Source organism: Halomonas sp. BL6, assembly GCF_006228115.1.
Lineage (GTDB): Bacteria > Pseudomonadota > Gammaproteobacteria > Pseudomonadales > Halomonadaceae > Vreelandella > Vreelandella piezotolerans.
This window is the reverse complement of record NZ_VDGL01000008.1, coordinates 146,931-171,341: the sequence shown is the minus strand read 5'-3', so window position 1 is coordinate 171,341 and position 24,411 is coordinate 146,931. Positions and strand designations below refer to the sequence as shown.

The following is a 24,411-nucleotide window of genomic DNA, read 5'->3' as shown; positions in this document are numbered from 1 at the left end:
ATAAAAATGTATTAAATATAATACATATAAAACACCGTATCAGCATACCGCATTGGCCACATCAACAAGAGTAATGCGCCGTGAAGAATACGCAATGCCTCGATGTTCATCCCCATGACGTGCAGCAGGTGCTGACGTTTCTGGACGCCATGGAAGCACGCGATCTTGCGCTTGCCCAGCGCTGTCTGGCCGAGCATGTCGTCATGCAGTTTCCGGGGGCGCCCGCCATGCATCAGCTCGACGACGTGGTGGCGTGGGCCCGACAGCGCTACCGCCGCGTCAGTAAAACCTTTCATGCCGTGAACCACTGTTTGACGCCTCGCCAAAGCATCGTCGTTTGCCACGGCGAGCTGGCCGTCGAGTGGTTGGATGGCAGCACCAGCGACAGCGTGCGCTTCATTGACCGCTTCGAATTAACCGATGGACTGATTACCCGCCAGGATGTCTGGAACGACCTGGCGCTGGCGCAACCCGCCCCCCACATGACGAGACCGCTATGACACGCCAACACAATGTTTCCCACCAGGCTTCCTCCCCCTTGGCGCACCAGCCAGCCCAACTGAAACAGCACTTGAACGACAGCAGGATCGTCGTGGCCCCCGGCGTCTTCGATGCCCTCGGCGCATCGCTTGCCGAGCAAGCAGGCTTCGACACCGTCTACCTGTCCGGTGCCAGCCTGGCCTACACCCAATTGGGCCGCCCGGACATTGGCCTGCTCAGCATTACCGAAATTTGCACCGCCATGTCGCACATTCGCGAGCGCACGCAGCTTTCGGTGGTGGTGGACTGCGACACCGGCTTCGGCAACGCCATGAACGTGATGCGCAGCGTGCGCTTGCTGGAGCGCGCAGGCGCCAATGCCATTCAGCTGGAAGACCAGACCTATCCTAAACGCTGCGGCCACCTGCGTGGCAAAACGCTAGTCTCCAAAGGTGAAATGGTCGGCAAATTGCATGCCGCATTGGACGCTCGGGAAAGCGACAGTACGCTGATCATCGGCCGTACCGATGCACTGGGTGTCGAAGGCACCGACAGCGCCATCGAGCGCGCCCAGGCCTACTATGAAGCGGGCGTCGACATGCTGTTCATCGAAGGCATTCGTAGCGACGAAGACATCGGCAAGATCATGGCACAGTTCAAAGGCAAGGTGCCCATCATGGCCAACATGGTCGAAGGCGGCGATACACCGCTGAAAAATGCCAAGGCCCTGGAAGCGCTGGGCTTTTCGCTGGTGATCTTCCCCGGCGCACTGGTGCGGGCGATTACCCATATGGCCAGCCGCTTCTTTGCCACGCTGAAAGAGGATGGCACCACCGATGCTTTCCGTGACCAGATGCTCGATTTCAAACAGCTCAACGACTACCTGGGCACCCAGGCAATGCTGGAGCTGGGCGAACAGTACGATAATCGCTAGCGCTCGTTCAGCGGCACGTGGCGACCCGTGACCCGTGCCGCCAACCAATAACGATTCAGGAGACGATGATGCAGACCACCGATAAAACGGCAAAAGAGATCTTTCACGAGGTCATGGCCAACCCCCAGCGGGTGCCCTTCGGCTTTGGCAAGAAAGCGGTACTGGTCAATGTGGACCCGCAAAAGGCCTACACCCGCACCGACCTCTTCAAGACCGCCTACGAAACCGACCCCAAACAGCTGGAGTATACGAACCAGTTGGCGCGTGGCTTTCGGGAGAAGAGCTGGCCGGTGGTCTGGACCCATGTTGCCTTCCTGGACTCCGCCGAAGATGCGGGCGTGTGGGGCACCCGTACCGACACCCCGGACTCGCTGCAAAACATCAAGTACGGCTCCGAGCGCGCCGAGTTCGACGAGCGCTGCGAGATCGACCGCAGCCGCGACGTGATCTACACCAAGCGCATGCCTTCAGCCTTTTTCGAAACGCCGCTGCAATCGCTGTTGGTATGGCACCAGGTCGATACGGTGATCATCACCGGTGGCTCCACCTCCGGCTGCATCCGCGCCACCGCCGTGGAGAGTCTGTCCCGCGGCTATCGCACCATCGTGCCCATGGAGTGCGTCGCCGACAAGCACGAGAGCTACCACTACGCCAACCTGACCGACCTGCACCTCAAGTACGCCGATGTCATGCCCGTGGCTGACGTGCTGGCGTGGCTCGAGGGCGATGCATAAGGCGAGGAGCCCACGATGAAAGAGTCTCTTGGCGTTTACGACTACTGGGCCTACGACCAGCGCCCGAAAATCACTTGGCCCGGCGGCGCGAAGGTAGCCTTCTGGGTGGCCCCCAATATCGAGTATTACGAGATCGACCCGCCGCAGAACCCGAGCCGCAAGCCGTGGCCGCACCCCCACCCGTCGGTGCCCGGCTACAGCATTCGCGATTACGGCAACCGGGTGGGCCATCAGCGTCAAATGGCCCTGCTGGAGAAGTACGGCATTCGCGGCTCGGTGTCGCTATCGACGGCCCTCTGCGAGCATCACCCGGAAATCATCCAGATGTGCAAAGAGCGCGACTGGGAGTTCTTCAGCCACGGCATTTATAACACCCGCTACACCTACGGCCTTAGCGAAGACCAAGAGCGGGCGATGATCCGCGATAGCATGGAGACCATCCATCGCCATACCGGACAGGCCTGCGCGGGCTATCTGGCCCCTGCGCTCTCCCACTCGGAACGCACGCTGGACCTGTTTGCCGAAGTGGGCGAGGAGCTATTCGGCGAGCAAGGCGGTGTTTACACCTGCGACCTGTTCCACGATGACCAACCCACGCCGGTGAGCGTGCGTTCAGGCAAGCGGTTCATCTCGATGCCCTACTCGCTGGAGATGAACGACACCATCGTCTACGCGGTGAACAAAGTGGAGCCGCGCCAGTACGCCACCATGCTCAAGCGCCACTTTGATCGTCTGTATTTAGAAGGCGCGGAGTCCGGCACGGTGATGTGTATTCCCACGCACAACTACCAGGTGAGCTGCCCCCACCGCATCAAGGCGTTCGAAGAGGCATTGGAGTACATCACCGGCCACCCGGATGTGTGGGTCGCCACCGGCCGCGAGATTGCCGATTACTACCTGGCCCACCATTACGATGCCGCCCTCGACAGTATCGCGGCCCAGGCCGCCACCGCAGGCAAACAGGGATAACGCTATGGCGCTCAATGACGACTATCTCGACTACCCTTACCGCCGCCACGGCTACGACCATGAGCGCTATGCGTGGTCGATGCTGAGTGAACGTCCACCGGTGACCTGGCCCGAGGGCAAAACGCTGGCGGTATGGATCAATGTCTCGCTGCAGTTCTACCCGCTCAACCAGCGCGGCGTACCGTTCAAGGTACCCAACGGCATGACCATGCCCTATCCGGACCTGCGCCACTTCTCGCTGCGGGATTACGGCAACCGCGTGGGTATCTATCGTGTTCTCAAAGCGCTGGCCGCGCACGATATCACACCGACCTTTGCGATCAACGCCCAGTTGGCGGAGCAGACCCCCTATCTGGTGCAGCGCTTGAAAGAGCACGGCGGCGAGTTCATTGCCCACGGCTGGAACATGGACCACCTGCACTACGGCGGCCAGCCCCTCGAAGAAGAGGCCGAGCTGGTCAAGCGCTCCGTCGATACCCTGCGACGCGTAACCGACCAACCCGTTCGCGGCTGGCTCAGCCCCGCCAAGCACCAGAGCTTCAACACCCTGGACCTGCTGGCAGAAAATGGCATTGAGTACTGCGCCGACTGGGTGAATGACGACCTGCCTTATGCGTGCGACACCAGCACCGGCAAATTGACCATGATGCCGCTGGCCACCGAGATTGAAGATCAGTTCGTGATGAGCCAGAACCTGCACTCGGAAGATTCGTGGGTGACACAGGTAAAAGACGCGTTTGATTTCCTGCTGGAAGAGTCCCGCGAACAGGGCGGGCGGCTGTTTGCGCTGAACCTACACCCCTGGCTGGTGGGCCAGCCTCACCGTATTGCCTGCCTGGAAGAGGTGCTGGCACACATCAGCGGGCATGCCGACGTATGGCAAGCCCCGGCGGGCGAGATTCTGGACGCCTTCCACCAAGCGGCGGAGCAAGCATAATGGCGATACTTCCTTATTCACCCGGTGGTTTCGATGCCCACCTGCCGCTGCTGATCATCGGTGCGGGTGCCTGCGGGCTGGTGGCCGCCCTGGCAGCACAGGAAGCGGGTATCGAGCTTGCGGTGCTGGAGCGCGATGCTCTGCCCCGTGGCAGCACAGCGATGTCGTCGGGGTTTATTCCTGCCGCCAATACGCGCTTTCAGCATGAGCTAGGCGTCACGGACTCTGCCGAGGCCATGGCAGAGGATATTCAAAAGAAGAACGGCTTCGAGGCGGACCCGGCCATCGTCGACCTGCTGGCCAACCAATCCGGCCCCACCATCGAGTGGCTGGCCGACCGGCATGATGTGCCTTTCGAGCTGGTGGAAGGCTTTCTCTACCCCGGCCACCGCCACCTGCGCATGCACGCCACGCCCCGGCGCACCGGGGAAGAGTTGATGGGCGCGCTGCTTAACGCTGCTGAGGAGGCGGGTATCGATATTCTGACCCAGGCTCAGGTCGTGGATTTGCATGTGGATAGCACCCAGCGCGTACGCGGCGTCACGCTCCAGCGCCCAGACGGCAGCCGCGAAAGCATTGGCTGCGATGCGCTGATTCTGGCTTGCAACGGCTACGGCGGTAACCCTGAGCTGGTCGAGCGCTATCTACCGACGCTGAAACACGCACTGTATTACGGCCACGAAGGAAACCAGGGCGATGCCCTACTGTGGGGTCAGGCAATGGGCGCCAGCACCAAAGATTTAGGCGCCTGCCAAGGCCATGGCTCCCTCGCCACGCCGCACCAAACGCTGATTAGCTGGGCGCTGATGATGCAAGGGGGCATTCAGGTCAACATCAAGGGCGAGCGCTTCTCCAACGAACACGGCGGCTACTCCGAGCAGGCCGCCAAGGTGCTGGCGCAGCCGGAGCAAGTGGCCTGGAACCTGTATGACGCGCGCATTCATGAGTCTGCCCAGGCGTTCGAAGATTACCGCAACGCCGAGGAGAGCGGCGCGGTACGCAGCTTCTCGACCCTGGAAGAGATGGCCACTGGCCTGAAACTTCCTCTTGGCGCACTGCAAGCCACCTTCACTCAGATGCAACAGCACGCCGAGCAGCAAACCACGGATGCATTTGGCCGACGCTTCGAGCCCGCCAACCTGCTAAAAGCCCCCTACTACGCCATCCGCGTCACCGGAGCGCTGTTCCATACCCAAGGCGGCCTGGAAGTGAACCGCAAGGCCCGCGTGCTCGATACCCAAGGCCAAGCACTGCCCAACCTGTTTGCCGCAGGCGGCGCGGCGAGAGGGGTTTCAGGCTCCAACGACAGCGGCTACCTGTCCGGCAACGGGCTATTGAGCGCCGTGGTGCTGGGCGCGGTAGCAGGCAAAAGTGCCGCCGAGCTGCTGCACTTGAAACTCAGTTCGGCCGCGCTTCCTTGACCTACACCTGCACACCACTCGCGGGCCGGGTGGTGTGTCCTTAAAACGCCTTCTCCAACGCAAAGCGCGGCAGAGTCTTCCCCTCTTTGGTCACGCTTTCGGTAAACATCTCAAGCGGGCGCACCCAGAGGCCGTAGTCGCCGTAGAGCGCGCGGTAGACCACCAGCGGCTCTTCGCTTTCGCTGTGCTGGGCGGTGCCCATCACTTCGTACAGGCTGCCTTTGTAGTGGCGGTAGATACCGGGAACGGGAGTGGTCATTCGTTTTCCTCTTGGATGGCTTGTGCGGCGGCGGGCTGATTCGCTTTTTTGGCAAGGCGCTCCAGCACTTTGGAGGCGGCCACGAAGCCAAAGGTGCCGGTGAGAAACGTCGCCGCGCCAAAGCCGGAGGCGCAGTCCAGCCGTGTGGCATCGCCGCTGCCGGGCTTTTGCAGGCACACTTCGCCGTCGGCACTGGGGTAGACCAGCTGCTCGTCGGAATAGACGCACTCCACCGAGAAGCGCCGCTTAGGGTTGCGAGAGAAGCCGTAATCCCGGCGCAGCCGCGAGCGCACTTTGGAGAGCAGCGGGTCATGCTCGGTGCGGGTCAAATCCGCCACTTGAATGCACGTGGGATCGGTCTGCCCGCCCGCCGCGCCGGTCACGGTAATCGGGATCTTACGCCGCTTGCACCAGGCGATTAGCGCCGCTTTGGCAATCACACTATCAATGGCATCCACCACATGGTCGGCATCCTCAGGAATGCGCTCGGCCAGGTTGGTGGGCGTGACGAAGGCGGTATCCGCGATGATCTCGATCTCGGGGGCAATCAGGCGGCAGCGCTCGGCTAGCACGTCTACTTTGGGGTGGCCAATCGTACCATCCAGCGCGTGGAGCTGGCGGTTGACATTGGAGACACACACGTCGTCCAGATCAATCAGCGTAAGCTTGCCGATGCCCGAGCGAGCGAGCGCCTCGACCGTCCAGCTGCCCACACCTCCGACCCCGACCACCACCACGTGGGCACGGCGAAATGCCTGCGCCGCACGCTGGCCGTAAAGGCGCCGAATACCGCCAAAACGGAAGTCATAATCGCTAGAGGAAGTCGTGGATTCATTCAATGACATGGGCTGGCTCACAGGGCTTGCAGGGCAGAAGGCGTGGCGATGGGCGGCGTTCGCACGCTATCTAGAGGTAGATGCCCCTGCCAGCCAAACTGCTCGAACAGATTTTTCATCGTCTCATCCACGGCGCAGCTGAGCTGAATACGCTTACCCAACAGCGGATGATCGAACGCTAAATAGGTGGCGGCGAGCAGCAGCCGAGGGGCAGCCAGCTGCTCGGCAAAAAAGCGATTGTGGACACTTTTACCGTGCTTGGCGTCGCCAATGATCGGGTAGCCACGGCGAGATAAGTGGCGGCGTATTTGGTGTCGCCGACCGGTCAGCGGCCGTGCTTCTACTAACGAGTAGCGCGCCACCGGGTAGCGGTCTACCTGCACCGGCAGCTCGACGCTATCCAAGCGGCGAATATCGGTCATCGCGGGCATGGCAGGCATCTCCGCCTTGGGGCGCGTGCCGTCCTCCTCCCTGAGCGGGTAGTCCAGCCGCTCCTGCTCAGGTGCTTTACCGCGTACTACCGCGAGGTAGCGCTTCTCCACCTGGCGTTCGCTAAAGCCCTCGCTGAGCAGGACGGCGGCCTCGGAGGAGAGGCCAAACACCATGACGCCGGAGGTCGGCCGATCCAGCCGATGTACTGGGTAAACCCGCTTGGCCAGCTGGTCGCGCAGGCGCTGGAGCAGAAACTCGGTTTCTCCACGCGCCAGAGCTGAGCGGTGCACTAATAGGCCGGACGGCTTATGCACCGCTACAAGATGCTCATCCTGATAGAGGATGGTGAGTGGCTGCATGGGTCTCCTCGCAACGTAGGCCGAGAACACGGCAATAGGGGTATGTCGTCGCTAGCTATTGTCGCGACTTAGGGCGCTTATGTCATCCGCTGGGGCGAACGTAACGCTGCGCTAGCGCGCCCATGCTCTCCTTGTCGTGTGGCTGAGCCCTTAGGTCACGAGCGCAACCGAGGGCTCGCATCGTTCTGGCAGGGGAGGCAGCAGGCAGCTACCTTGAAAGAGTGCCCTGGAGCAGGGCTTCCATGGACAAGGAAAGGAGCAACCAAGATGCGCTATCTACTACCCCTCACCGGTATCGCGGCGAGTATGCTATTGGCCACGGCGGCTCACGCCAACGAGTCGTTGGATGTCGAGATGCATAAGGTCAGCGCCGACGGAGTGGAGGAGTCCATCGGCACGGTGGCCATCGAGCATACCGAGCACGGCGTTCTGCTGACGCCTTCGCTGACCGATTTGGAACCGGGCGTTCATGGCTTTCACGTTCACCAAAATGCCAGCTGTGAACCCGCTGAAAACGACAGCGGCGAAATGACCGCCGCGCTATCGGCCGGTGGCCACTATGATCCTGAAGAGACGGGCACCCACCAAGGCCCCTACGGTGACGGCCACTTGGGCGACCTGCCCGTGCTGACGGTAAATGACGACGGTGAAGCCAACCTGCCGGTGCTGGCCCCGCGCTTGAGCATGGAAGACATGCCTGGGCGCAGCCTGATGATTCACGCCGGGGGCGACACCTACGCAGATGAGCCTCATCTCGGCGGCGGCGGCGCACGCATGGCTTGCGGCGTGATCTCTTCTTAACGCTCGATCAAGGCCACGTTTGGCACTGGGCAGCCTTGTGGCTGCCCATTTTGTTTTGTGTATCAGCGACTAACGTCGCAGACCACTAAAGTCGTAAAGCACTTATCGACACGTCTCTGTACATTCACCCCGGCTAAATAAGCGTGGCTTGCTGCCTAGCCGTTCGCTTGACACCCTCCCTGACCAGTTGAGTGCTTTTTATGATTACGTTCATTCTCTCGATAGTGCTATTAGTCGTGGGTTACTTTACCTACGGCAAGTTCGTCGAGCGCGTGTTTGTCGCCGATCGTAAGCGTCAAACACCGGCGTTCAGTATGCGCGACGACATCGACTATGTACCGATGAATACCACGCGCAACTCGCTCATTCAGCTGCTGAACATTGCCGGGGTAGGCCCCATTTTCGGCCCTATCCTGGGGGCGCTCTATGGCCCGGTGGCGTTTGTATGGATCGTGATTGGCTGCATTTTCGCAGGTGCGGTTCACGACTACCTGACCGGCATGATCTCCATTCGCAACCACGGTGCTCACCTTCCCCAACTGGCGGGTAAGTTCCTGGGCAAAACGATGAAGCACGTGGTCAACGGCTTTGCGATCTTGTTACTGCTGTTGGTGGGCACCGTGTTCGTCACGTCGCCTGCGGCGCTGTTGGCCAACATGACATCGCTATCGCTGACACTGATCATCCTGGCGATTTTTGCTTACTACCTGATCGCAACGCTACTGCCCATCGATAAAGTCATTGGGCGTATTTATCCCTACTTCGGAGCACTTTTGCTGTTTAGCGCCGCAGGCATCGGCATTGGCTTGGTCGTCACGGGCGCGCCGATCCCTGAGCTGTCATTCCAGAACATGCACCCGGATAGCGCACCGATCTTCCCACTGCTGTTCTTGACCATTTCCTGCGGCGCGCTGTCGGGCTTCCACGCCACCCAAACGCCGATCATTTCGCGCACCACTGAAAATGAAACCAACGGGCGTAAGATTTTTTACGGCATGATGATTGCCGAAGGCGTGATTGCCATGATTTGGGCGGCGGCCGCCATGAGTCTTTTCCAGGGCGAGCAGTCGTTGTCTGACGTGTTGGCGGCAGGCGGCCCAGCCGCTGTGGTCAGCGAAGTCTCGACCACCATGCTAGGCGCCGTGGGCGGCACGCTGGCCGTATTGGGTGTCATCGTGCTGCCCATCACGTCGGGTGATACGGCGTTTCGCAGCGCGCGCATGATCATTGCCGATTATTTGAAGGTAGAGCAGAAGCCCATCGTCAAGCGCATCGTGATTGCGCTGCCGCTGTTCGTGGCGTCCTACGCGTTGACACATATGGACTTCACGCTGCTATGGCGCTACTTCTCCTGGGCCAACCAAACCACCGCCGTGATCGCGCTCTGGACGGGCACCATGTACCTTGTGCTCTCGCGTAAGCCGTACCTGATCACGTCCATCCCGGCAGTCTTCATGACCATGGCAACCTTCACTTACCTGGCCTATGCACCGATTGGCTTTAATCTGCCGCTGCAAACCAGCTATATCGTCGCCGCCCTTGGCACGCTGGTCTGTATCGCGCTGTTTATGAAACGGGTACGCCGCCTGAGCCGCGCCACCTTTGCCGTGGATGAACCGGCTGCCCGCTTCGACACACCCGATACCTTGGCCTCCAACGCCACGAAATAATCGATGACCACCGGGCGGCCATGGCCGCCCATCACGTTAAGCGCTGATATGTCAGCGCTTTTTTTATACCTGTTTTATACCTGCGGGTCGTATCGCGCGGACAGGGGGAGACTGAACGTATTGCTGACCTAACAATAAACGTTATATCATAACGATTATTGTTTGTTTTCGTTTCGTCAGAGAGGCGGCCCATGCGCAGCGACCCGGTACTCTCCGTCCGCCATTTACGAATCACACTCGGCCAACACACTCTCGTGGATGATCTCTCCTTCGAGGTCATGCCCGGCGAACGTGTCTGCCTGCTGGGAGCATCCGGCTCGGGTAAATCGCTCACGGCCAAGGCCGTGCTGGGTCTATTGCCGCCACACACTCGAGTAACGGGCAGGATTCTTCTTCACGGTCGAGACATCATCGACCTGCCCGCCGCCCAGCGACGGAACGAGAGTCGCATTTCGATGGTGTTTCAAGACTCACTTTCGGCGCTGAATCCCCTGGTTTCCATAGGCGCCCAACTGCGTGAGCCCTTTATTCAACACCATAAGCTGTCGCGACGGGCGGCTACTCAAGCAGCCGCCGCGCTGCTAGCGTCACTCCACTTGCCTGATCCGGAAGGGCTGATGAAGCGCAGCCCGGCCGAGCTTTCCGGTGGCCAGCGACAGCGGGTAGGTATCGCGCTGGCCATGGCCTGTAAAACATCGCTCCTGGTCGCCGACGAACCCACCACCGCGCTGGACGTGGTCACCCAAGCCCAGGTACTGGACGCGCTGCACGCACAGACCGAACGGTCAGGAAGCGCGATGTTGTTTATCACTCACGATCTCCACGCGGCCACCCAACTCTGCCAGAGGGCGATCGTCATTGAACATGGCCGCGTCATCGAAAGCGGTGAACTTGGAACGCTCATGACCATGCCCCAACACCCTTTTACCCAATCGTTGGTAGCGGCCGCCCACGGCATCGAGCCCTCCGCCGTTTCGTCCCAAAGAGCCACTCCGGACCCTACGATGCCCCCTTATTTGTTGAAGAGCGCCTAGATGGCACGCTTGCCCTCTCCTCAAACAGCGTTTCTGACGGCGCAGGGACTCAACAAGCGCGTGGCGCTCTCCCGCCCCCTGCCCTGGCGCAAAGGCGTCTACAAGAAGGTCATGAACGATATCGACCTGACGCTTCATGATGGCGAACGGATCGGTTTGGTGGGCGTCTCGGGTTCTGGCAAGTCCACGCTGCTGCGCGCACTGCTGGCCATGGAAGCCCCCGACAGCGGCTCGATCACCTGCCTAGAGCGCAACGTGCGCCCAGGGTCCACGGCGCAGCTACGCTGGTATCGTCGCACCGTACAGTACATCCCCCAAGACCCAGCCTCGTCCCTGGACCCGCGCATGCGCGTTCGCGACCTGGTTAGCGAGCCGCTGATTCGGCTGCACGTGGCGTGTGACCCCAACGAGCGGGCCCGTGAAGCACTGGAGCACGTTGGCCTGGGCGCGCCGTTTTTGGATCGCAAGCCGAACGAACTCTCCGGCGGCCAAGCACAGCGCGTCGCCATTGCCCGGGCCGTGGCCACTCGTCCGCGCTTCCTATTGGCGGATGAGCCGTTGAGCGGCCTCGATTTACCAGTGCGCGCTCAAGTGATCAGCGTACTGAAAACCCTCTGCGACGAGTGTGGCACTGGCTTGCTCATGGTCTCCCACGACTTATCGGTCGTGACGCAGCTATGCGCGCGCACGTTAGTCATGAACGATGGCGAAATCGTCGAAGACCGCCCCACCTCGTCTCTGTGGCGCGCGCCCACTCACCCGGCAACGCGTGCGCTGATCGACGCACTCTCACAACGACCGTCGTGTGCGCTGCCAGGCTGCAATGCCGCCACGGTCGATGCCCCGATGTAATTGCTTTGCCATGCAATGAACACGCTGCTCATTGGCCAGCCAGTCTCGACATCCCACTTTTTTACTTACTCTACGATGACCAGGAGTCATAACGATGTTCGCTCGCCCTTTGCCCCAGACGCTGCTCGCCGCCCTCGCTGCACCGCTGCTACTGGCCGGCTGTTTTGATGCGTCACCCGAGTCTACCGAGGCCGACGACGCGCGCATCAGCGTGGCCATGTTGCAACCGCCTCGCTCGGGCTTGACGCCTCTTTCCGACGATGCCTTCAAGCTGTCTCGCTGGAGCACGGCAGAAACCCTCATTCGCCTGGATGCCAACAGCGACCCGCAGCCCTTTCTGGCCACCGAATGGACGCAGCTCGATGAGCGTACCTGGCGATTTGTGATTCGCGACGGCGTGACGTTTCATGACGGCACTCCGCTTACTGCAGAAGATGTCGCGCGCTCCCTGACCGCCGCCACCCAGGCCGCGCCGAAGCCGCGTATTCTTGATGGGGTGAACTTGAGCATCGAGGTGGAGGGCGATAATGCCATTATCGTGCGCACGGAAACGGTTGACCCGCTAATACCCAATCGCCTCTCCAGCCCACAGCTAGCGATTCTTGCCGCCAGTGCCTACGGTGACGATGGACGGGTCAACCCGATCGATGCCGGTACCGGTCCCTTCGTGTTGAAAGAGATCAATGGCACCACCAGCGCCCGGCTCGATCGTTTCGATGATTACTGGGGCACACCGGCCAGCGTGGCGGGGATCGACGCCGACTACGTGCCTGATGGCACTGCGCGGGCAGCGGCCCTTCGCACCGGTTCAGCCGACATCGTGGAAGCGATTCCAGTGTCTCAAGTAGCACTACTCGACCCCACGCTGGTTCACGAAGTGCCCATGCCACGTACCAATACGCTCTATCTGAATACCGAATCAGGCCCAATGAGCGACCCTGGCGTAAGAGCCACCGTGCGTGACGCCATCGACCGCTCGTCGATTGTGAGTACTGTCTACGAGGGGCGCGCCGATATTGCCGAGGGACTTTTGGGCCCTGCGCTGGCCTGGGCCAGCGACTACCGTGCGTCGGTCGAGAACCGCACGCCCCCCGTGGCGGTCGACGGCATTGAAATCACCCTGGCCACCTTCACCGATCGCGCCGAACTTCCCGAGGTGGCCGTTCTGCTCGAACAACAGCTGACCCAGGCAGGGTTCAACGTCACCCAAGAGGTGCGCGAGTATGCTCATATCGAAGCGGATGCCCTTGCCGGTGCGTTTGATGCCTTTATTCTGTCACGTGCCACCGTGCTCGACTCCGGCGACCCCGTCGCCTATATGTTTAGCGACTTTTCCTGCGCCGGCTCCTTCAATATCGCCCAGTTATGCGACCCGGCCGTCGACGAAGCGCTGGAGAAAGCCGCACAATTGCCCACCGGCGATGCGCGTCGCCGGGCGATCATCGACGCAGAAGACGCCATTTTGCGCACCGACGCGGCGATCCCCATGCTGCACGAGCGCGTGATCCAGGGTGAGTCGGCGAGGGTCGTCAACGCCGTGCGCGACCCCCGCGAGCGTCGCCTAATCACTGAAAAGACGTCCATTGACGCTCCCGATGCCTAGGAACGCCCGCGCATGTCCACTGCACTACCGCTGCGCCTATGGCGCAGCCTGCACATAGCTCCCTTCATTCCACTGCTGTCACGGCTAATCACCCTGGCGTGCGTCGTGGTGCTGGTCGGGCTACTGCCCTGGCTATCCGGCCGTGACCCCGCGCTGAGTATCCTGCGTGCCCGCTCAGCGGAGCAAGAAGCAACTCCCGAGGCATTGGCAGCGATTCGGGCGCAGCTGGGACTGGATCTAGGCCCGCTCGATACATTGCAGAGTTGGCTCATGGGCCTGCTGCACGGGGATGCGGGGAATTCATGGATTTCCGGCGCTCCGGTGCTGCCGGGAATGCTCGACAGCGCCCGTGTCTCGCTCATGCTCATGGGGTTTGCCATGGGCGTAGCCATCGTCACTGCCGCGCTGATCTGCCTTCCCGTAGCGCGATGCGGTTTGCGAGGCCACCCAAGACGCTCCTCGGGTGCCGTAGGCGCTGCCCTGACGGCCATGCCCGAATTCCTGCTGGCCTCGATATTGCTGGTAGTATTTGCCGCTTGGCTCAACTGGCTGCCGCCCTACGGATGGCGGGGCCTTAGCTATGCCGTGCTACCCGCGCTGGCGCTGGGCCTCCCCGCGGGCGGCTTGTTGGGGCGTCTGTTTAGCGACGGCCTGTCGGCAACGTTTACCGAGCGATGGGTGGCCACCTGGAGTGTGGCTGGCTTTTCACGCCGCCGGATCATGTTGGCCGTGCTACGGCGCACGCTACCCAGCCTAATGCCCCAGATCGGCATGGTGATGGTCGGTTTGACAGGGGGCGCCATTGCCGTTGAACAAGTGTTCTCCATTCCAGGCCTGGGGCGCGCAACCCTAGGAGCCGCCTCGTCCCAGGACATGCCTGCACTGCAAACCGGTATCCTCATCCTGCTGATCATTGCCATTGGCCTAGGCAGCCTCGCCAATATCGGCCGCGCCCTGCTGCTGGGCCGGGCATTTCGCCTCGGGGCCCTGCCGGTTGCCCACCACGAGTCCCACACCCAACGGTGGGCATGGGTAGTGCCCGCGTGCGCCCTTGTCGTGCTGGTAGCATTGGTCGTGGCAGGCATTGGCCGCGACCCGTTCAGCTCGGCGTTCATGCGTCTGCAGCCGCCCAGCATCGCCCTGCCGTTGGGCGCTGATGGCACTGGTCGCGATATTCTGGCCCGGGTCGCCCACGGTGCCCTCTCGACCATGGTCATGGCCACGCTAGTGATGTTCTTCTCGCTGGTATTAGGGCTTTTGATTGGACTCGCGCCGAGGCTCGCAACCGGTCCGATCGAAATCACCAAGGCAACGCCGCCGGCCATTGCTGGCCTCATCGTGGCGGGCGCCCTGGGACCCAGCGCAGCGGGTGCCATGCTGGCCGTTACGGCCGTCGCGTGGGCGCCTTTGGCAGCGCATACCGCCGCACTAGTGACAGAAACCAAAGCCCAGCCCCACGTGCGAATTACGCCACTGCTGGGCGTAGGGCAAGTTCGTTTGGTGACCCGCTATATCTTGCCAGCAGTCGTCGGGCCGGTCTGCCGACACGCCATGCTGCGCTTGCCCGGCATCGCTCTGGCCCTGGCCGCACTGGGATTTCTCGGACTGGGCCCCCGTCCACCTTCGCCGGAGTGGGGGCTGATTTTGGCAGAGGGGATGCCCTACATCGAGCGGGCCCCTTGGGCGGTGTTAACCCCCGCTCTGGCACTGATGCTGCTGGCGGTGTTGGCGGTATCGCTGTCCAGTCTCGTGGGCATCGGCCAGCGTCATCGCTGAGACAAACCACCAAAAACGGGCAGCCCTTGGGGCTGCCCGTTTTTATGCTGATACTGACGCGAGGCTGAATCGCTGGATTACTCTTCGTCAGTGGCCAATGCCATGTGCTTTTGCAGGTAGTTTTGGATACCGACCTGATCGATGAGTTGCAGCTGGGTTTCGATGTGATCGATGTGACCTTCTTCGTCGGCCAGCAGATCGCGAAGCAAATCGCGGGTCACGTAGTCCTTGACGCTCTCACAGTAGGTGATGGCCTCAATGTAGTCGTTGCGGCCGTCGTGCTCGATCTTCAAATCGCACTCGAGCATCTCTTTGACGTTTTCACCGATATGCAGCTTGCCGAGATCTTGAAGGTTCGGGATACCTTCCAAAAATAGAATGCGCTCGATCAGTTTATCGGCGTGCTGCATCTCTTCGATGGATTCATCGTACTCCCATTTAGCAAGTACTTTGAGGCCCCAGTCTTTGTACATTTTGGCGTGCAAAAAGTACTGGTTGATCGCCACGAGCTCGTTGCCAAGCGCGATATTGAGATGCTGAATTACTTTCGGATCGCCTTTCATGCCGTCACCTTTTTAGCGTATTGATCAATAACGTACTGTTTTGCAGCGTACTCTTACATTAATCAAGGAGTATAGGCCATAAAAAGGCTGACTCCCAACGCTGTCGAGAGTATCAGTCGTGACGACAAAAATTCAAGCAAATCAGCTACTTGCTAACGATAAGCCTAACAAGAGTGATTCGCGTCATACGGCGTAAGCGAGACTCATATCAGACTCGGCGCGTACGGCCTGAACGGCCTCGCGGGTGAGGGATTTGGCGAAGCAGGCACATTTGCCACACTGGGTGCCGCAGCCAGTGGCTTCGCGCACTTCTCGCCAGCTGCGCGCTCCATCGCTAATCTGCTGGCGAATCTGATGATCGGTTACTCCCTTGCACACACACACGTACATGGCGACACCTCATAAAAATCATGAGGTGAATGTAAATGATTCGCATACATCTTTTCAAGTAGAAAACGTTGTTCTTTAGTATCGACTCGCCTTAAGGCCATTGAGACATACGATAACCCGTTGACGGGTGAGCTATTTTCAATAAAAACGCCCAACATTATTTTTTCGGAAGCACCACGGTTTCGGTCTTTGATGCAATGTCTGGCCAGCTTCTACGCTGCCCATCGAACAGCACCCACCAATAGCCGATACCGAAGGCCGCCAAGGACAGCCAGGCCGTCGCGCAGCGAATCAGGCTCTGCTTTAACGTGATCGCATGGCCATCCAGCGTTTGCACTCGCAGTCGCCACGCCTGCATACCTAGCGTCATCCCTCCACGACGCCAGGAGTAGACGAAGAACAGCGTCACGAAAAACAGCAGCATGAGCCGCAGGCTCCAGATGTCGAAGGCCGTGGTACCGATCTCTTCTGCCGTTTGACCCAGCACGAAGCGGAAAAAGGCCAAGTGAGCCACGGTGACGGCGATCCAGATGGCCGTCACCAAAAAACCGTCGTACAGCATGGCGCCCAATCGGCGACCTATGCCGGCGGGCCAAACGTCATCCAACTGGGTAAAACGTCGCGTCGTCACTGCTCTATTCTCCTGATGTGCGTCTGCGCGGCCTTTAGCCATTTCGGCGTAAGAAATAGATCCCCACCACGGCACAGGCAAGAGTCGGCACCAGCACCGCCCAGACAGGGGAAAAGCCAAAGATGGTCGACGCCGGGGCGAGCAAATCCTGCACGTACTTGAACACCAGACCGGTCACTACGCCATAAAACACCCGCGTACCCGCTGCCACCGAGCGCAGTGGCCCAAACACGAACGAGGCGGCAATCAGCACGAGCGACCCCATGGTGAGCGGCATCAATACCTTTTGCCAGAAATAGAGCAGCGGCTGGTCTGCCTGAAGGTTCTGGCTTTGGAGGAAATTGGCGTAGGCCCATAGCTCGCTGGGCGCCTGGCTTTCGATGTCACGTAGCAGCCGCTCCAACTGGGTCGGGGTGAGCGCCGTTTCCCATGCCGCACTCGGTTGATACGCCGACTCCGTGCGGTTATCGAAAATACGTGTCATGGTCACGCCTTCCAGCTGCCATGCCCCCTCCTCCCAGTGGGCACGATTGGCATGGGTCGCTTCGATGAGACGGCGCTCGTCGAAGCGGTAGCGGGTTAAGTCCAGCACCACGTTATCCGCTCGAATGGCCCCAAAGCGGTAGACGCTATCGCCTTCGAACTGCCAGCCACTGCGGGTAGTCAGCATGGCGCCCTCGCCTTGGCGCTGCTCCAATCGCCACGCTTCGGCATACTGCTCGGTTTTGGGGCTAACGAACTCCGCTACCAGCAGCACCACGATGACCACTAGCAGCACGGGCTTCATCACGCCCCAAACGATGCGCGCCAGCGAGCGGCCAGCAGCGCGCATGACCGTCAGTTCGTTGCTGGAGGCCATGCTGCCCAAGCCAATGAGCGCGCCAATCAGCACGGCGACCGGCGCGTACTGATAAAAGCGCCATGGGAGTCGCATCCCCAAGTAGAGCAACACGTCCAGCGCGCTGTAGTCGCCCTGGGTGTCCCCTAAGTCACCGATATAGGCAATGGTGATATCCAGCCCCAGCAGCACGAACTGCACCACCACGATGGCAGCCAGGACGTTGCGGGCGATATAACGATCCATTCGATCCATGGCGATCAGCATTAGCGCATTCCCTTTCGTTGAGAGTGCCACAGCAGCAACACACCGAGCCCCAAGAACAGCGCATGCACCGGCCACACACCCAGCGCCACGGCCAGAGAACCACTCCCAATCGCATCGACAGCGGCAAGCAGTAAACTCAAATAGGCAACGTATAGAAACACAGCGGGCAACAGTTTGGCGAAGCGCCCTTGCCGTGGGTTTACCCGTGACAGCGGCTGGGCCAACAGCGCTAAGATGAAGACCATGAGCGGCAACCCTGCCCGCCACTGAAATTGTGCCTGAGCGCGGGGATCGGGATCTTGCCACAGCTCGGCGGTCGTGGCGTACTCCAACGAATCCAGCTCCTGGCGATCTCGGCTAAGTCCCAAACGCAACGTGTAGCGCTCGAAGGTCAAACGCTCGGCATCCTGGCGTCCGGGCGTTACGCCGTAGCGTTCGCCGTCTTCCAAAATGAGAAAACGGCTGCCGGTATCGACGTTCGTTTCCTGGTAGCCCGATCCCGCGCGCGTGATGTAGCTATGCGTTTTTTCTGCCCCCGCCATGGGCTGCTCGTGCACCAGCACTTCCTGCATTTGAGTGCCGTCGCTGCTGAAATCGGTAATGTAAGCCGTGCGCCCTCCGCCAAAATCCTGGAAGCGTCCTGGCGCGAGCACCGATACGTCCAAACGGCTGCGCTGCTCTTCCAGGGTCGCCTCGGTTTGCAGTGCCCCCGCAGGCGTCAACCATAGGCTGCAAAGACCGACCAGCACGGCCACTACCGTAGCGGGTAGTAGCGTCACGCGAAACAGTCGCGTCGGACTCATGCCACACGCCACCATCACGGTAATTTCGCTGTTCATATAGAGCTGCCCATAGGCCAACAGAATGCCGAGAAAAAACGACAGCGGCAGGATCAGCTCCATGAAGCCGGGCAAGTGAAACAGCATCAGGCTGCCGAGTATCGTGACCGGGAAATCCCCCTCGGCAGCATCCGAAAAATAGCGGATAAAGCGGCTACCCATGATAACCAGCAGCAGGATGCCCGCCACGGCAGACATGGTCAGTAACACTTCACGAGTTAAGTACCGGAATAGAATCAACGCGCTCTCCGACTAGTGGTGCAGGTGGCCATGCAATGCGCCCATGGCTTGGGTACACTAATCAAACTGGTAGCAAACACTAAATAACGGGGCATTATCCCGAATCACTCGTTGCTTGTCTTGTTGGAGACGTCATGGAATTTTCCGTTCAGACCGCAAACCCCGCCAAAGCCGAAACGGCTTGCCTCGTTCTCCCTGTCTATAAAGGTAGCGACTTACTGCCTGCCGTGGCCAAATTAGACGACGCCAGCGAGCGCTTGATCGGCCAACTGTTGGAGCGCGGCGACTTCGACGCCGCACTGGGCAACGTGCAGCTCGTGCCGTTTGCACCGGGGCTAGGGGCGGAGCGTATTCTGCTAGTGGGTTTGGGCGAGCGCGATAAATGCCAGGAAGCCGCTTTTATTAAAGCCCTCGACACCGCCATGGCAGCGCTGATCAAACTGCCCGTGGACGAAGCCAGCGTCACCTTTACCGACGTACTGATCGATGATCGAGACGCCGTTTGGAAAGCGCGCAAGACCCTCGAGGCCGCCGAGCGTGCTATTTACCGCTTCGATCAGTTCAAGTCGTCGCCAGCCAAAGCGCCGAGCCTTGCCAAACTGACGCTGATCGTCAGCGATGCCAATGATGCGCCGCTCGCCAAACAGGGGGCCGCACTCGGCATTGCCATTGGCCAAGGCATCAACGTCACCCGTACGCTGGGCAATCTGCCGGGCAATGTATGTACGCCGCGCTACCTCGCCGAGCAGGCCCAAGCGCTGGGACGCGATTCCCAAGGCGCGCTGGCCGTCGACATCCTAGACGAAGAGGCACTTGAAGCCCTTGGCGCCCACTCGCTGCTATCCGTTGGCCGCGGCAGCGCCGAGCCGTCGCGCCTCATCGTGATGAAGTACCAGGGCGCCGACGACCCCGATGAAGCTCCCCATGTATTGATCGGTAAAGGCATCACGTTCGATACCGGCGGTATTTCGCTGAAGCCCGGCGAGGGCATGGATGAGATGAAATTCGATATGGGCGGCGCGGCCAGCGTGTTTGGCACGGTCAACGCCATATTGGCGATCAAGCCCAAGCTCAACGCCGTGTTCATCGTCGCCGCTGCCGAAAACATGCCCGACGGCGCCGCTACCAAGCCGGGCGATATCATCAAGACCCTCAAGGGCCTGACGGTCGAAGTGCTCAATACCGATGCCGAGGGGCGTCTGGTACTGTGCGATGCCCTCACCTACGCCGAGCGATTCACCCCCGCCAGCGTGGTGGATATCGCCACCTTGACGGGCGCGGCCATCATCGCCCTGGGCCACCACGCCACGGGCCTGCTCTCCAACGACGACGATCTCGCCCTCGACCTGTTAGAGGCCGGTGAAACCGCCTGGGACCGGGCATGGCATCTGCCACTGTGGGATGAGTACCAGGAGCAGTTGGACTCCAACTTCGCCGATTTGGCCAACATCGGTGGCCGACCGGCCGGCACCATCACGGCCGCGTGTTTCCTATCGCGCTTTGCCGACCACTTCCCCTGGGCGCACCTGGATATCGCAGGTACGGCGTGGCACTCCGGCAAGCAGAAAGGCGCCACCGGCCGCCCAGTGGGCCTGCTCACCCAGTACCTTTTGGACCGTGAAGCCGACGCCCAAGTCGAAAATGGCGAGGCCTAATCCCAGAAACCGGCCAACAATGGTTGCCTTTCGTTGACGCAACCGTTAAACCTGAACGCATGAGCGTGTGCCCTGGAAAGGCTGGCACACGCTGTCCAAACGATACGCTTAATAGATGCCCTTCGGGGCTTGGCTCTAGCGGAGAGAACACGCCGTGCCCACAGCTTCAGATGCCCAATTAGAAACACGCTTTGAGATCCTGCCGTCCAACCAGCCGATGGCCGATGAGATCCGCGACAACGTTCTGCAAAATCCAGGTTTCGGTAAACATTTCACTGACCATATGGCCCACGTGCGCTGGACCGTCGATGCCGATTGGCACGGCCACCAAGTGCGCCCCTACGGCCCGCTGACCCTTGATCCCGCCGCTTCCGTGCTGCACTACGGCCAGGAAATTTTCGAGGGCATCAAGGCGTACCGCCATGCGGATGGCTCTATCTGGACCTTCCGCCCAGAGAAAAACGCCGAGCGTTTCCGCCGTAGCGCCCGCCGCTTAGCGCTGCCCGAGCTGTCCGATGACGATTTCATCGGCTCACTGAAAGCGCTGCTGGCGCAAGACCACGCCTGGGTGCCCACGCCCGCCAGCGACGCCGACGAGTGCAGCCTCTACCTACGCCCGTTCATGATCGCCTCCGAGGCTTTCCTTGGCGTACGCCCAGCTCATGAAGTCGACTACTACGTGATCGCCTCCCCGGCGGCCGCCTATTTCAAAGGCGGCATCGAGCCGGTCTCTATCTGGCTCTCCTCCCACTATAAACGTGCGGCCCCCGGCGGCACTGGTTTTGCCAAGTGTGGGGGCAACTACGCCGCCTCGCTGGCCGCCCAAAAAGAGGCCGCTGCCAACGGCTGCAGCCAGGTTGCCTTCCTCGACGCTGCAGAAAACAAGTGGATCGAAGAGCTGGGCGGCATGAACCTGTTCTTCGTTTACAAAGACGGCCGCATCGTCACGCCGCGCTTGACCGATACCATTCTGGAAGGCGTGACGCGTAATTCCGTCCTGACCCTGGCCAAAGACGCGGGACTGACACCGGAAGAGCGCGCGATCAGCATCGACGAGTGGCGCGAAGGTGCCGCCTCCGGCGAGATTACCGAAGTCTTCGCCTGTGGCACGGCAGCGGTCATCACGCCGGTGGGCGAACTGGTCACGGAGAACGAGCGCATTCGCTTGCAGGGCGATGGCAACAACGAAGTGGCCAAACGCATCCGCAAGACGTTACTCGACCTTCAATACGGCCGCAGTAATGACAAGTACGGCTGGCTGACCCGCCTGGTATAACCCCCCCTAGCGTTACAAACCTAGCCGCCACTCGCACCGTGGCGGCTAGGTTGCCAGGCGCGTTGACACCGCTGGAGCCACCGATGGCACGCATCGATTTTTATATTCTGCCCGATACCACCCTAGAAGCCCGCCTGCAGTTCGCCTGTAAGCTCGCCGAGACCATCCACCGCAAGGGCTATCGGCTGCACCTGCACTGCGAAGACAAAGCGCTGGCCGAACAGGCCGACGACGCGCTGTGGCAGTTTCGTGAGGACGCCTACCTTCCCCACGCACTGGAAGACAGCGAGTGGGCTGACAGCGTGCCCATTACCCTTGGCTGGCAAACCCTGCCCAGCCCGCAGGCAGACACCGCCCTGCTGAATCTTCATCCTGACATTCCCGATGGGGTCGAGCGTTACGCCCGCGTCGCGGAAATCATCAACCAGCACCAGCAGGTACTGGTCGCCAAGCGTGCCTGCTGGCAACGCTACAAGGCGCTGGGGCATGAGGTCGTGCCGCATAAATTGGGATAAGTGTCCAACGACTTGAAAGCCCTCCATAACAACAACTCAATGGATGAGACTGCCGATGCTTTCCCATACCTTGTTAGCCCGCACGCCGCTAGCGGTCATCGTCATTGCCCAACTGTTCGGCACCTCGCTCTGGTTTAGCGTGAACGGCGTGGGTTTAGCACTGCAGGACGCCGTGGGCCTTAGCGAGAGCGACCTGGGGCTGCTCACCATCGCCGTGCAGGCGGGGTTCATCACCGGTACCCTGCTGATTGCCACCACGGGCTTGGCCGACCGAGTGCGCGCCAGCCACCTGTTTGCGATGTCTGCCGTACTCGGCGCGCTGATCAACGCGGCGTTCATCAGCGTGGCGGATAACGTCACGTTAGCGGCAGGGGCTCGCTTTTTGGTCGGGCTGTGTCTTGCGGGCATTTATCCGCTGGGCATGAAGCTGGTGGTGAGCTGGACGCCCACCCACGCAGGCTCGGCGCTTGGCTGGTTGGTCGGCATGCTAACGCTGGGCATCGCCTCGCCGCACCTGCTGCGCGGGCTCACTCTACACTTGCCTTGGCAGTGGCCGCTGCTGTTGGCCTCTGCCCTTGCCCTGCTGGCGGCACTGATGATTTTCCAGCTAGGCGTGGGGCCTCACCTGCCAGCCAAGGCAAGCGGAGGGCGGCCCTGGGCGGGGCTCGCTGCGTTCAAGCAGAAAGATTTTCGCGCCGCCGCGCTGGGCTATTTTGGCCACTGCTGGGAGCTTTACGCCCTCTGGGCGCTGGTGCCCTTTTTAGTCACCAGGGAGATGGAGCGTTTGGGCGCGGCCCCTGGCTTGCAGCCGTGGCTAAGCTTCGCGGTCATCGCCTTGGGGCTTCCCGGCTGCGTAATGGCAGGCCGGTGGAGCCGACGCATCGGTAGCGCACGGGTCGCGTTTATCGCACTGGCGGTCTCTGGCACGCTGTGCCTTGCCTATCCGCTGCTAGGCGGCCTGTCGCCCTGGCTGCTGTTGGCCCTGCTTGCCCTCTGGGGCGTGAGCGTGATCGCCGACTCGGCGCAGTTCTCCGCCCTGGCGTCTGCCAGCGCACCGCCAGAGCGACTGGGCGCCGCGCTGGCCATGATGAATGCGATTGGCTTTGGCCTGACGATTCCCTCCATTGCGCTGGTCACGGCACTATGGGCCAACCAGGGGCCTTGGGTGATTTGGTGGCTGCTGCCTGGGCCGATCATTGGCCTCATCACGATGCGTAGACTGATCACCCGCTGACGGTAGAAGCGACGTTTGGTAAGGTGCCTTACCGTTTATTACCCCTCAACGCCCGATCACAGAAGGTTGTCGCCATGAATCACGCTGCCCAGTGGGTGCCGCTCAACCCAGAGCACCACGGCGGTTTAATGTGGCAGCGTTTTACCGCCTACCACTTTGCGCAAACCACTACCCAAGTCGCATTGGCAGACGCTGAGCTGCGCCATGCGGCGGCTAACTTTCCCATCGCGCTGGCGGACACTGGCGCAGGTTGGCAGGCTATTGCGCTGCTGGGACTGGAAGATGGCCAGAACCTTCTGGTGGATGACCAAGGCCGCTTTCGGGCCGCCTACGTGCCTGCCGCGCTGCGCAGCCACCCGTTTGGGCTGCACCCTGACTATCCCGGTAGACTGTGCATCGACCAGCACTCGCCCTATGTCGTCGAGCGCCTGGATGCCGAGCCTTTTTTCAACCAGCACGGGGAGCTTGCCCGCTTTCCTGCCCAAGTGCTGGCATTTCTACAGCAGCGTGAGCAAGGCTGTCAGCGGCTTTCCACGCGTATTACCGCGCTATCCAAGTCGGCACTGCTGACGCCCTGGCAGCCCCACGGCTATCAAGGCAGCACACCGCTGTATCAAATCGACGAGAGCGCTTGGCAGGCCCTTTCTGCCAAACAAATAGGGCTTTTCTGGCAATTGGGCGCCGTTCCTTTGGTGTACGCTCTGTTGCAATCGCAACAGCAGCTTGGCCGTTTGCAGCTCTATCGGCAACGCAAGGCGACGGCAGAACCGTCGACGCACTCCTCAGACCCCCTTGCCCAATGGCAAGAAGCGCTGAGCAGCGAAGCCGAATATAACTGGCCGAGCGCTACCTAAACGCGCTAAGTA

25 protein-coding genes are annotated in these 24,411 nt (G+C 60.7%); 17 read left to right on the top strand and 8 right to left on the bottom strand.

Annotated features, from left to right (window positions below; translation table 11 throughout):
- Positions 1-80: 80 nt before the first annotated feature.
- From FHJ80_RS16270 to FHJ80_RS16245, 6 genes are all read left to right on the top strand, one after another.
- Positions 81-500: a nuclear transport factor 2 family protein gene (locus FHJ80_RS16270; protein ID WP_139528377.1), complete on the top strand. Its 420-nt coding sequence runs from the start codon at positions 81-83 to the stop codon at positions 498-500.
- Positions 497-1,414 carry an oxaloacetate decarboxylase gene (locus tag FHJ80_RS16265; RefSeq protein WP_139528376.1) on the top strand — a complete coding sequence of 306 codons (918 nt, stop codon included), beginning with the start codon at positions 497-499 and terminating at the stop codon, positions 1,412-1,414. The genes FHJ80_RS16270 and FHJ80_RS16265 overlap by 4 nt, the downstream gene beginning before the upstream one ends.
- 68 nt (positions 1,415-1,482) lie before the next feature.
- The gene (locus tag FHJ80_RS16260; RefSeq protein ID WP_139528375.1) at positions 1,483-2,148 is read left to right on the top strand and encodes an isochorismatase family protein; all 666 of its coding nucleotides are present in this window, start codon (positions 1,483-1,485) and stop codon (positions 2,146-2,148) included.
- A gap of 15 nt (positions 2,149-2,163) precedes the next feature.
- Positions 2,164-3,117 (top strand): polysaccharide deacetylase family protein, encoded by a 954-nt coding sequence (locus FHJ80_RS16255; protein WP_139528374.1) that lies wholly within the window; start codon positions 2,164-2,166, stop codon positions 3,115-3,117.
- A 4-nt stretch (positions 3,118-3,121) separates the two neighbouring features.
- Complete coding sequence (locus FHJ80_RS16250; protein ID WP_139528373.1) at positions 3,122-4,054, top strand: polysaccharide deacetylase family protein; 933 nt, start codon at positions 3,122-3,124, stop codon at positions 4,052-4,054.
- A complete protein-coding gene (locus FHJ80_RS16245; RefSeq protein WP_139528372.1) occupies positions 4,054-5,475 on the top strand; it encodes an FAD-dependent oxidoreductase in 1,422 nt (473 codons plus the stop codon). The genes FHJ80_RS16250 and FHJ80_RS16245 overlap by 1 nt, the downstream gene beginning before the upstream one ends.
- A gap of 40 nt (positions 5,476-5,515) precedes the next feature.
- On the opposite strand, the gene FHJ80_RS16240 is transcribed toward FHJ80_RS16245, so the two are convergent.
- The 3 genes from FHJ80_RS16240 to FHJ80_RS16230 are packed head-to-tail and all read right to left on the bottom strand — an operon-like array spanning position 5,516 to position 7,361.
- Positions 5,516-5,734 (bottom strand): DUF1653 domain-containing protein, encoded by a 219-nt coding sequence (locus FHJ80_RS16240; protein WP_139528371.1) that lies wholly within the window; start codon positions 5,732-5,734, stop codon positions 5,516-5,518.
- Positions 5,731-6,579, bottom strand: coding sequence for a tRNA cyclic N6-threonylcarbamoyladenosine(37) synthase TcdA (gene tcdA / locus FHJ80_RS16235; RefSeq protein ID WP_139528370.1), 849 nt, complete (start codon positions 6,577-6,579; stop codon positions 5,731-5,733). Before tcdA ends, FHJ80_RS16240 begins: the two co-directional genes overlap by 4 nt.
- An 8-nt stretch (positions 6,580-6,587) precedes the next feature.
- Positions 6,588-7,361 (bottom strand): pseudouridine synthase, encoded by a 774-nt coding sequence (locus FHJ80_RS16230; protein WP_139528369.1) that lies wholly within the window; start codon positions 7,359-7,361, stop codon positions 6,588-6,590.
- Positions 7,362-7,628: 267 nt separating this feature from the next.
- Between FHJ80_RS16230 and sodC the strand changes: the two genes are divergently transcribed.
- The 6 genes from sodC to FHJ80_RS16200 all read left to right on the top strand — a co-directional run bounded on the left by sodC (position 7,629) and on the right by FHJ80_RS16200 (position 15,097).
- Complete coding sequence (gene sodC, locus FHJ80_RS16225; protein WP_139528368.1) at positions 7,629-8,162, top strand: superoxide dismutase family protein; 534 nt, start codon at positions 7,629-7,631, stop codon at positions 8,160-8,162.
- Positions 8,163-8,362: 200 nt separating this feature from the next.
- Positions 8,363-9,832 (top strand): carbon starvation protein A, encoded by a 1,470-nt coding sequence (locus FHJ80_RS16220; RefSeq protein ID WP_139528367.1) that lies wholly within the window; start codon positions 8,363-8,365, stop codon positions 9,830-9,832.
- Between the two features lie 191 nt (positions 9,833-10,023).
- Positions 10,024-10,866 (top strand): ABC transporter ATP-binding protein, encoded by an 843-nt coding sequence (locus tag FHJ80_RS16215; protein WP_139528366.1) that lies wholly within the window; start codon positions 10,024-10,026, stop codon positions 10,864-10,866.
- Complete coding sequence (locus FHJ80_RS16210) at positions 10,867-11,718, top strand: ABC transporter ATP-binding protein (RefSeq protein ID WP_139528365.1); 852 nt, start codon at positions 10,867-10,869, stop codon at positions 11,716-11,718.
- Positions 11,719-11,812: 94 nt separating this feature from the next.
- On the top strand, positions 11,813-13,321 hold the full coding sequence (locus tag FHJ80_RS16205; RefSeq protein WP_139528364.1) for an ABC transporter substrate-binding protein: 1,509 nt from the start codon (positions 11,813-11,815) through the stop codon (positions 13,319-13,321).
- A gap of 12 nt (positions 13,322-13,333) precedes the next feature.
- Positions 13,334-15,097 (top strand): ABC transporter permease subunit, encoded by a 1,764-nt coding sequence (locus FHJ80_RS16200; protein ID WP_139528363.1) that lies wholly within the window; start codon positions 13,334-13,336, stop codon positions 15,095-15,097.
- 77 nt (positions 15,098-15,174) lie between these two features.
- Here FHJ80_RS16200 and bfr read toward each other — a convergent pair whose 3' ends face one another.
- The 5 genes from bfr to lptF all read right to left on the bottom strand — a co-directional run bounded on the left by bfr (position 15,175) and on the right by lptF (position 18,865).
- Positions 15,175-15,660 carry a bacterioferritin gene (bfr, locus tag FHJ80_RS16195; RefSeq protein ID WP_139528362.1) on the bottom strand — a complete coding sequence of 162 codons (486 nt, stop codon included), beginning with the start codon at positions 15,658-15,660 and terminating at the stop codon, positions 15,175-15,177.
- A gap of 183 nt (positions 15,661-15,843) precedes the next feature.
- Positions 15,844-16,050 carry a (2Fe-2S)-binding protein gene (locus FHJ80_RS16190; protein ID WP_139528361.1) on the bottom strand — a complete coding sequence of 69 codons (207 nt, stop codon included), beginning with the start codon at positions 16,048-16,050 and terminating at the stop codon, positions 15,844-15,846.
- Positions 16,051-16,207: 157 nt separating this feature from the next.
- Positions 16,208-16,681, bottom strand: a complete 474-nt coding sequence (locus FHJ80_RS16185) for an RDD family protein (protein WP_230834473.1) — start codon at positions 16,679-16,681, stop codon at positions 16,208-16,210.
- 34 nt (positions 16,682-16,715) lie between these two features.
- Positions 16,716-17,780 (bottom strand): LPS export ABC transporter permease LptG, encoded by a 1,065-nt coding sequence (lptG, locus tag FHJ80_RS16180; protein ID WP_139528412.1) that lies wholly within the window; start codon positions 17,778-17,780, stop codon positions 16,716-16,718.
- A gap of 5 nt (positions 17,781-17,785) precedes the next feature.
- A complete protein-coding gene (gene lptF / locus FHJ80_RS16175) occupies positions 17,786-18,865 on the bottom strand; it encodes an LPS export ABC transporter permease LptF (protein ID WP_139528359.1) in 1,080 nt (359 codons plus the stop codon).
- Between the two features lie 134 nt (positions 18,866-18,999).
- Here lptF and FHJ80_RS16170 point away from each other — a divergent pair, with 134 nt between their 5' ends.
- The 5 genes from FHJ80_RS16170 (at position 19,000) to FHJ80_RS16150 (ending at position 24,399) form a co-directional block, all read left to right on the top strand.
- The gene (locus FHJ80_RS16170) at positions 19,000-20,520 is read left to right on the top strand and encodes a leucyl aminopeptidase (RefSeq protein ID WP_139528358.1); all 1,521 of its coding nucleotides are present in this window, start codon (positions 19,000-19,002) and stop codon (positions 20,518-20,520) included.
- Positions 20,521-20,674: 154 nt separating this feature from the next.
- Positions 20,675-21,796, top strand: coding sequence for a branched-chain amino acid aminotransferase (locus FHJ80_RS16165; protein ID WP_139528357.1), 1,122 nt, complete (start codon positions 20,675-20,677; stop codon positions 21,794-21,796).
- Between the two features lie 83 nt (positions 21,797-21,879).
- A complete protein-coding gene (locus FHJ80_RS16160) occupies positions 21,880-22,311 on the top strand; it encodes a DNA polymerase III subunit chi (RefSeq protein ID WP_139528356.1) in 432 nt (143 codons plus the stop codon).
- Between the two features lie 55 nt (positions 22,312-22,366).
- Positions 22,367-23,545 carry an MFS transporter gene (locus tag FHJ80_RS16155; RefSeq protein ID WP_139528355.1) on the top strand — a complete coding sequence of 393 codons (1,179 nt, stop codon included), beginning with the start codon at positions 22,367-22,369 and terminating at the stop codon, positions 23,543-23,545.
- Between the two features lie 74 nt (positions 23,546-23,619).
- A complete protein-coding gene (locus tag FHJ80_RS16150) occupies positions 23,620-24,399 on the top strand; it encodes a SapC family protein (protein ID WP_139528354.1) in 780 nt (259 codons plus the stop codon).
- Positions 24,400-24,411 lie beyond the last annotated feature (12 nt).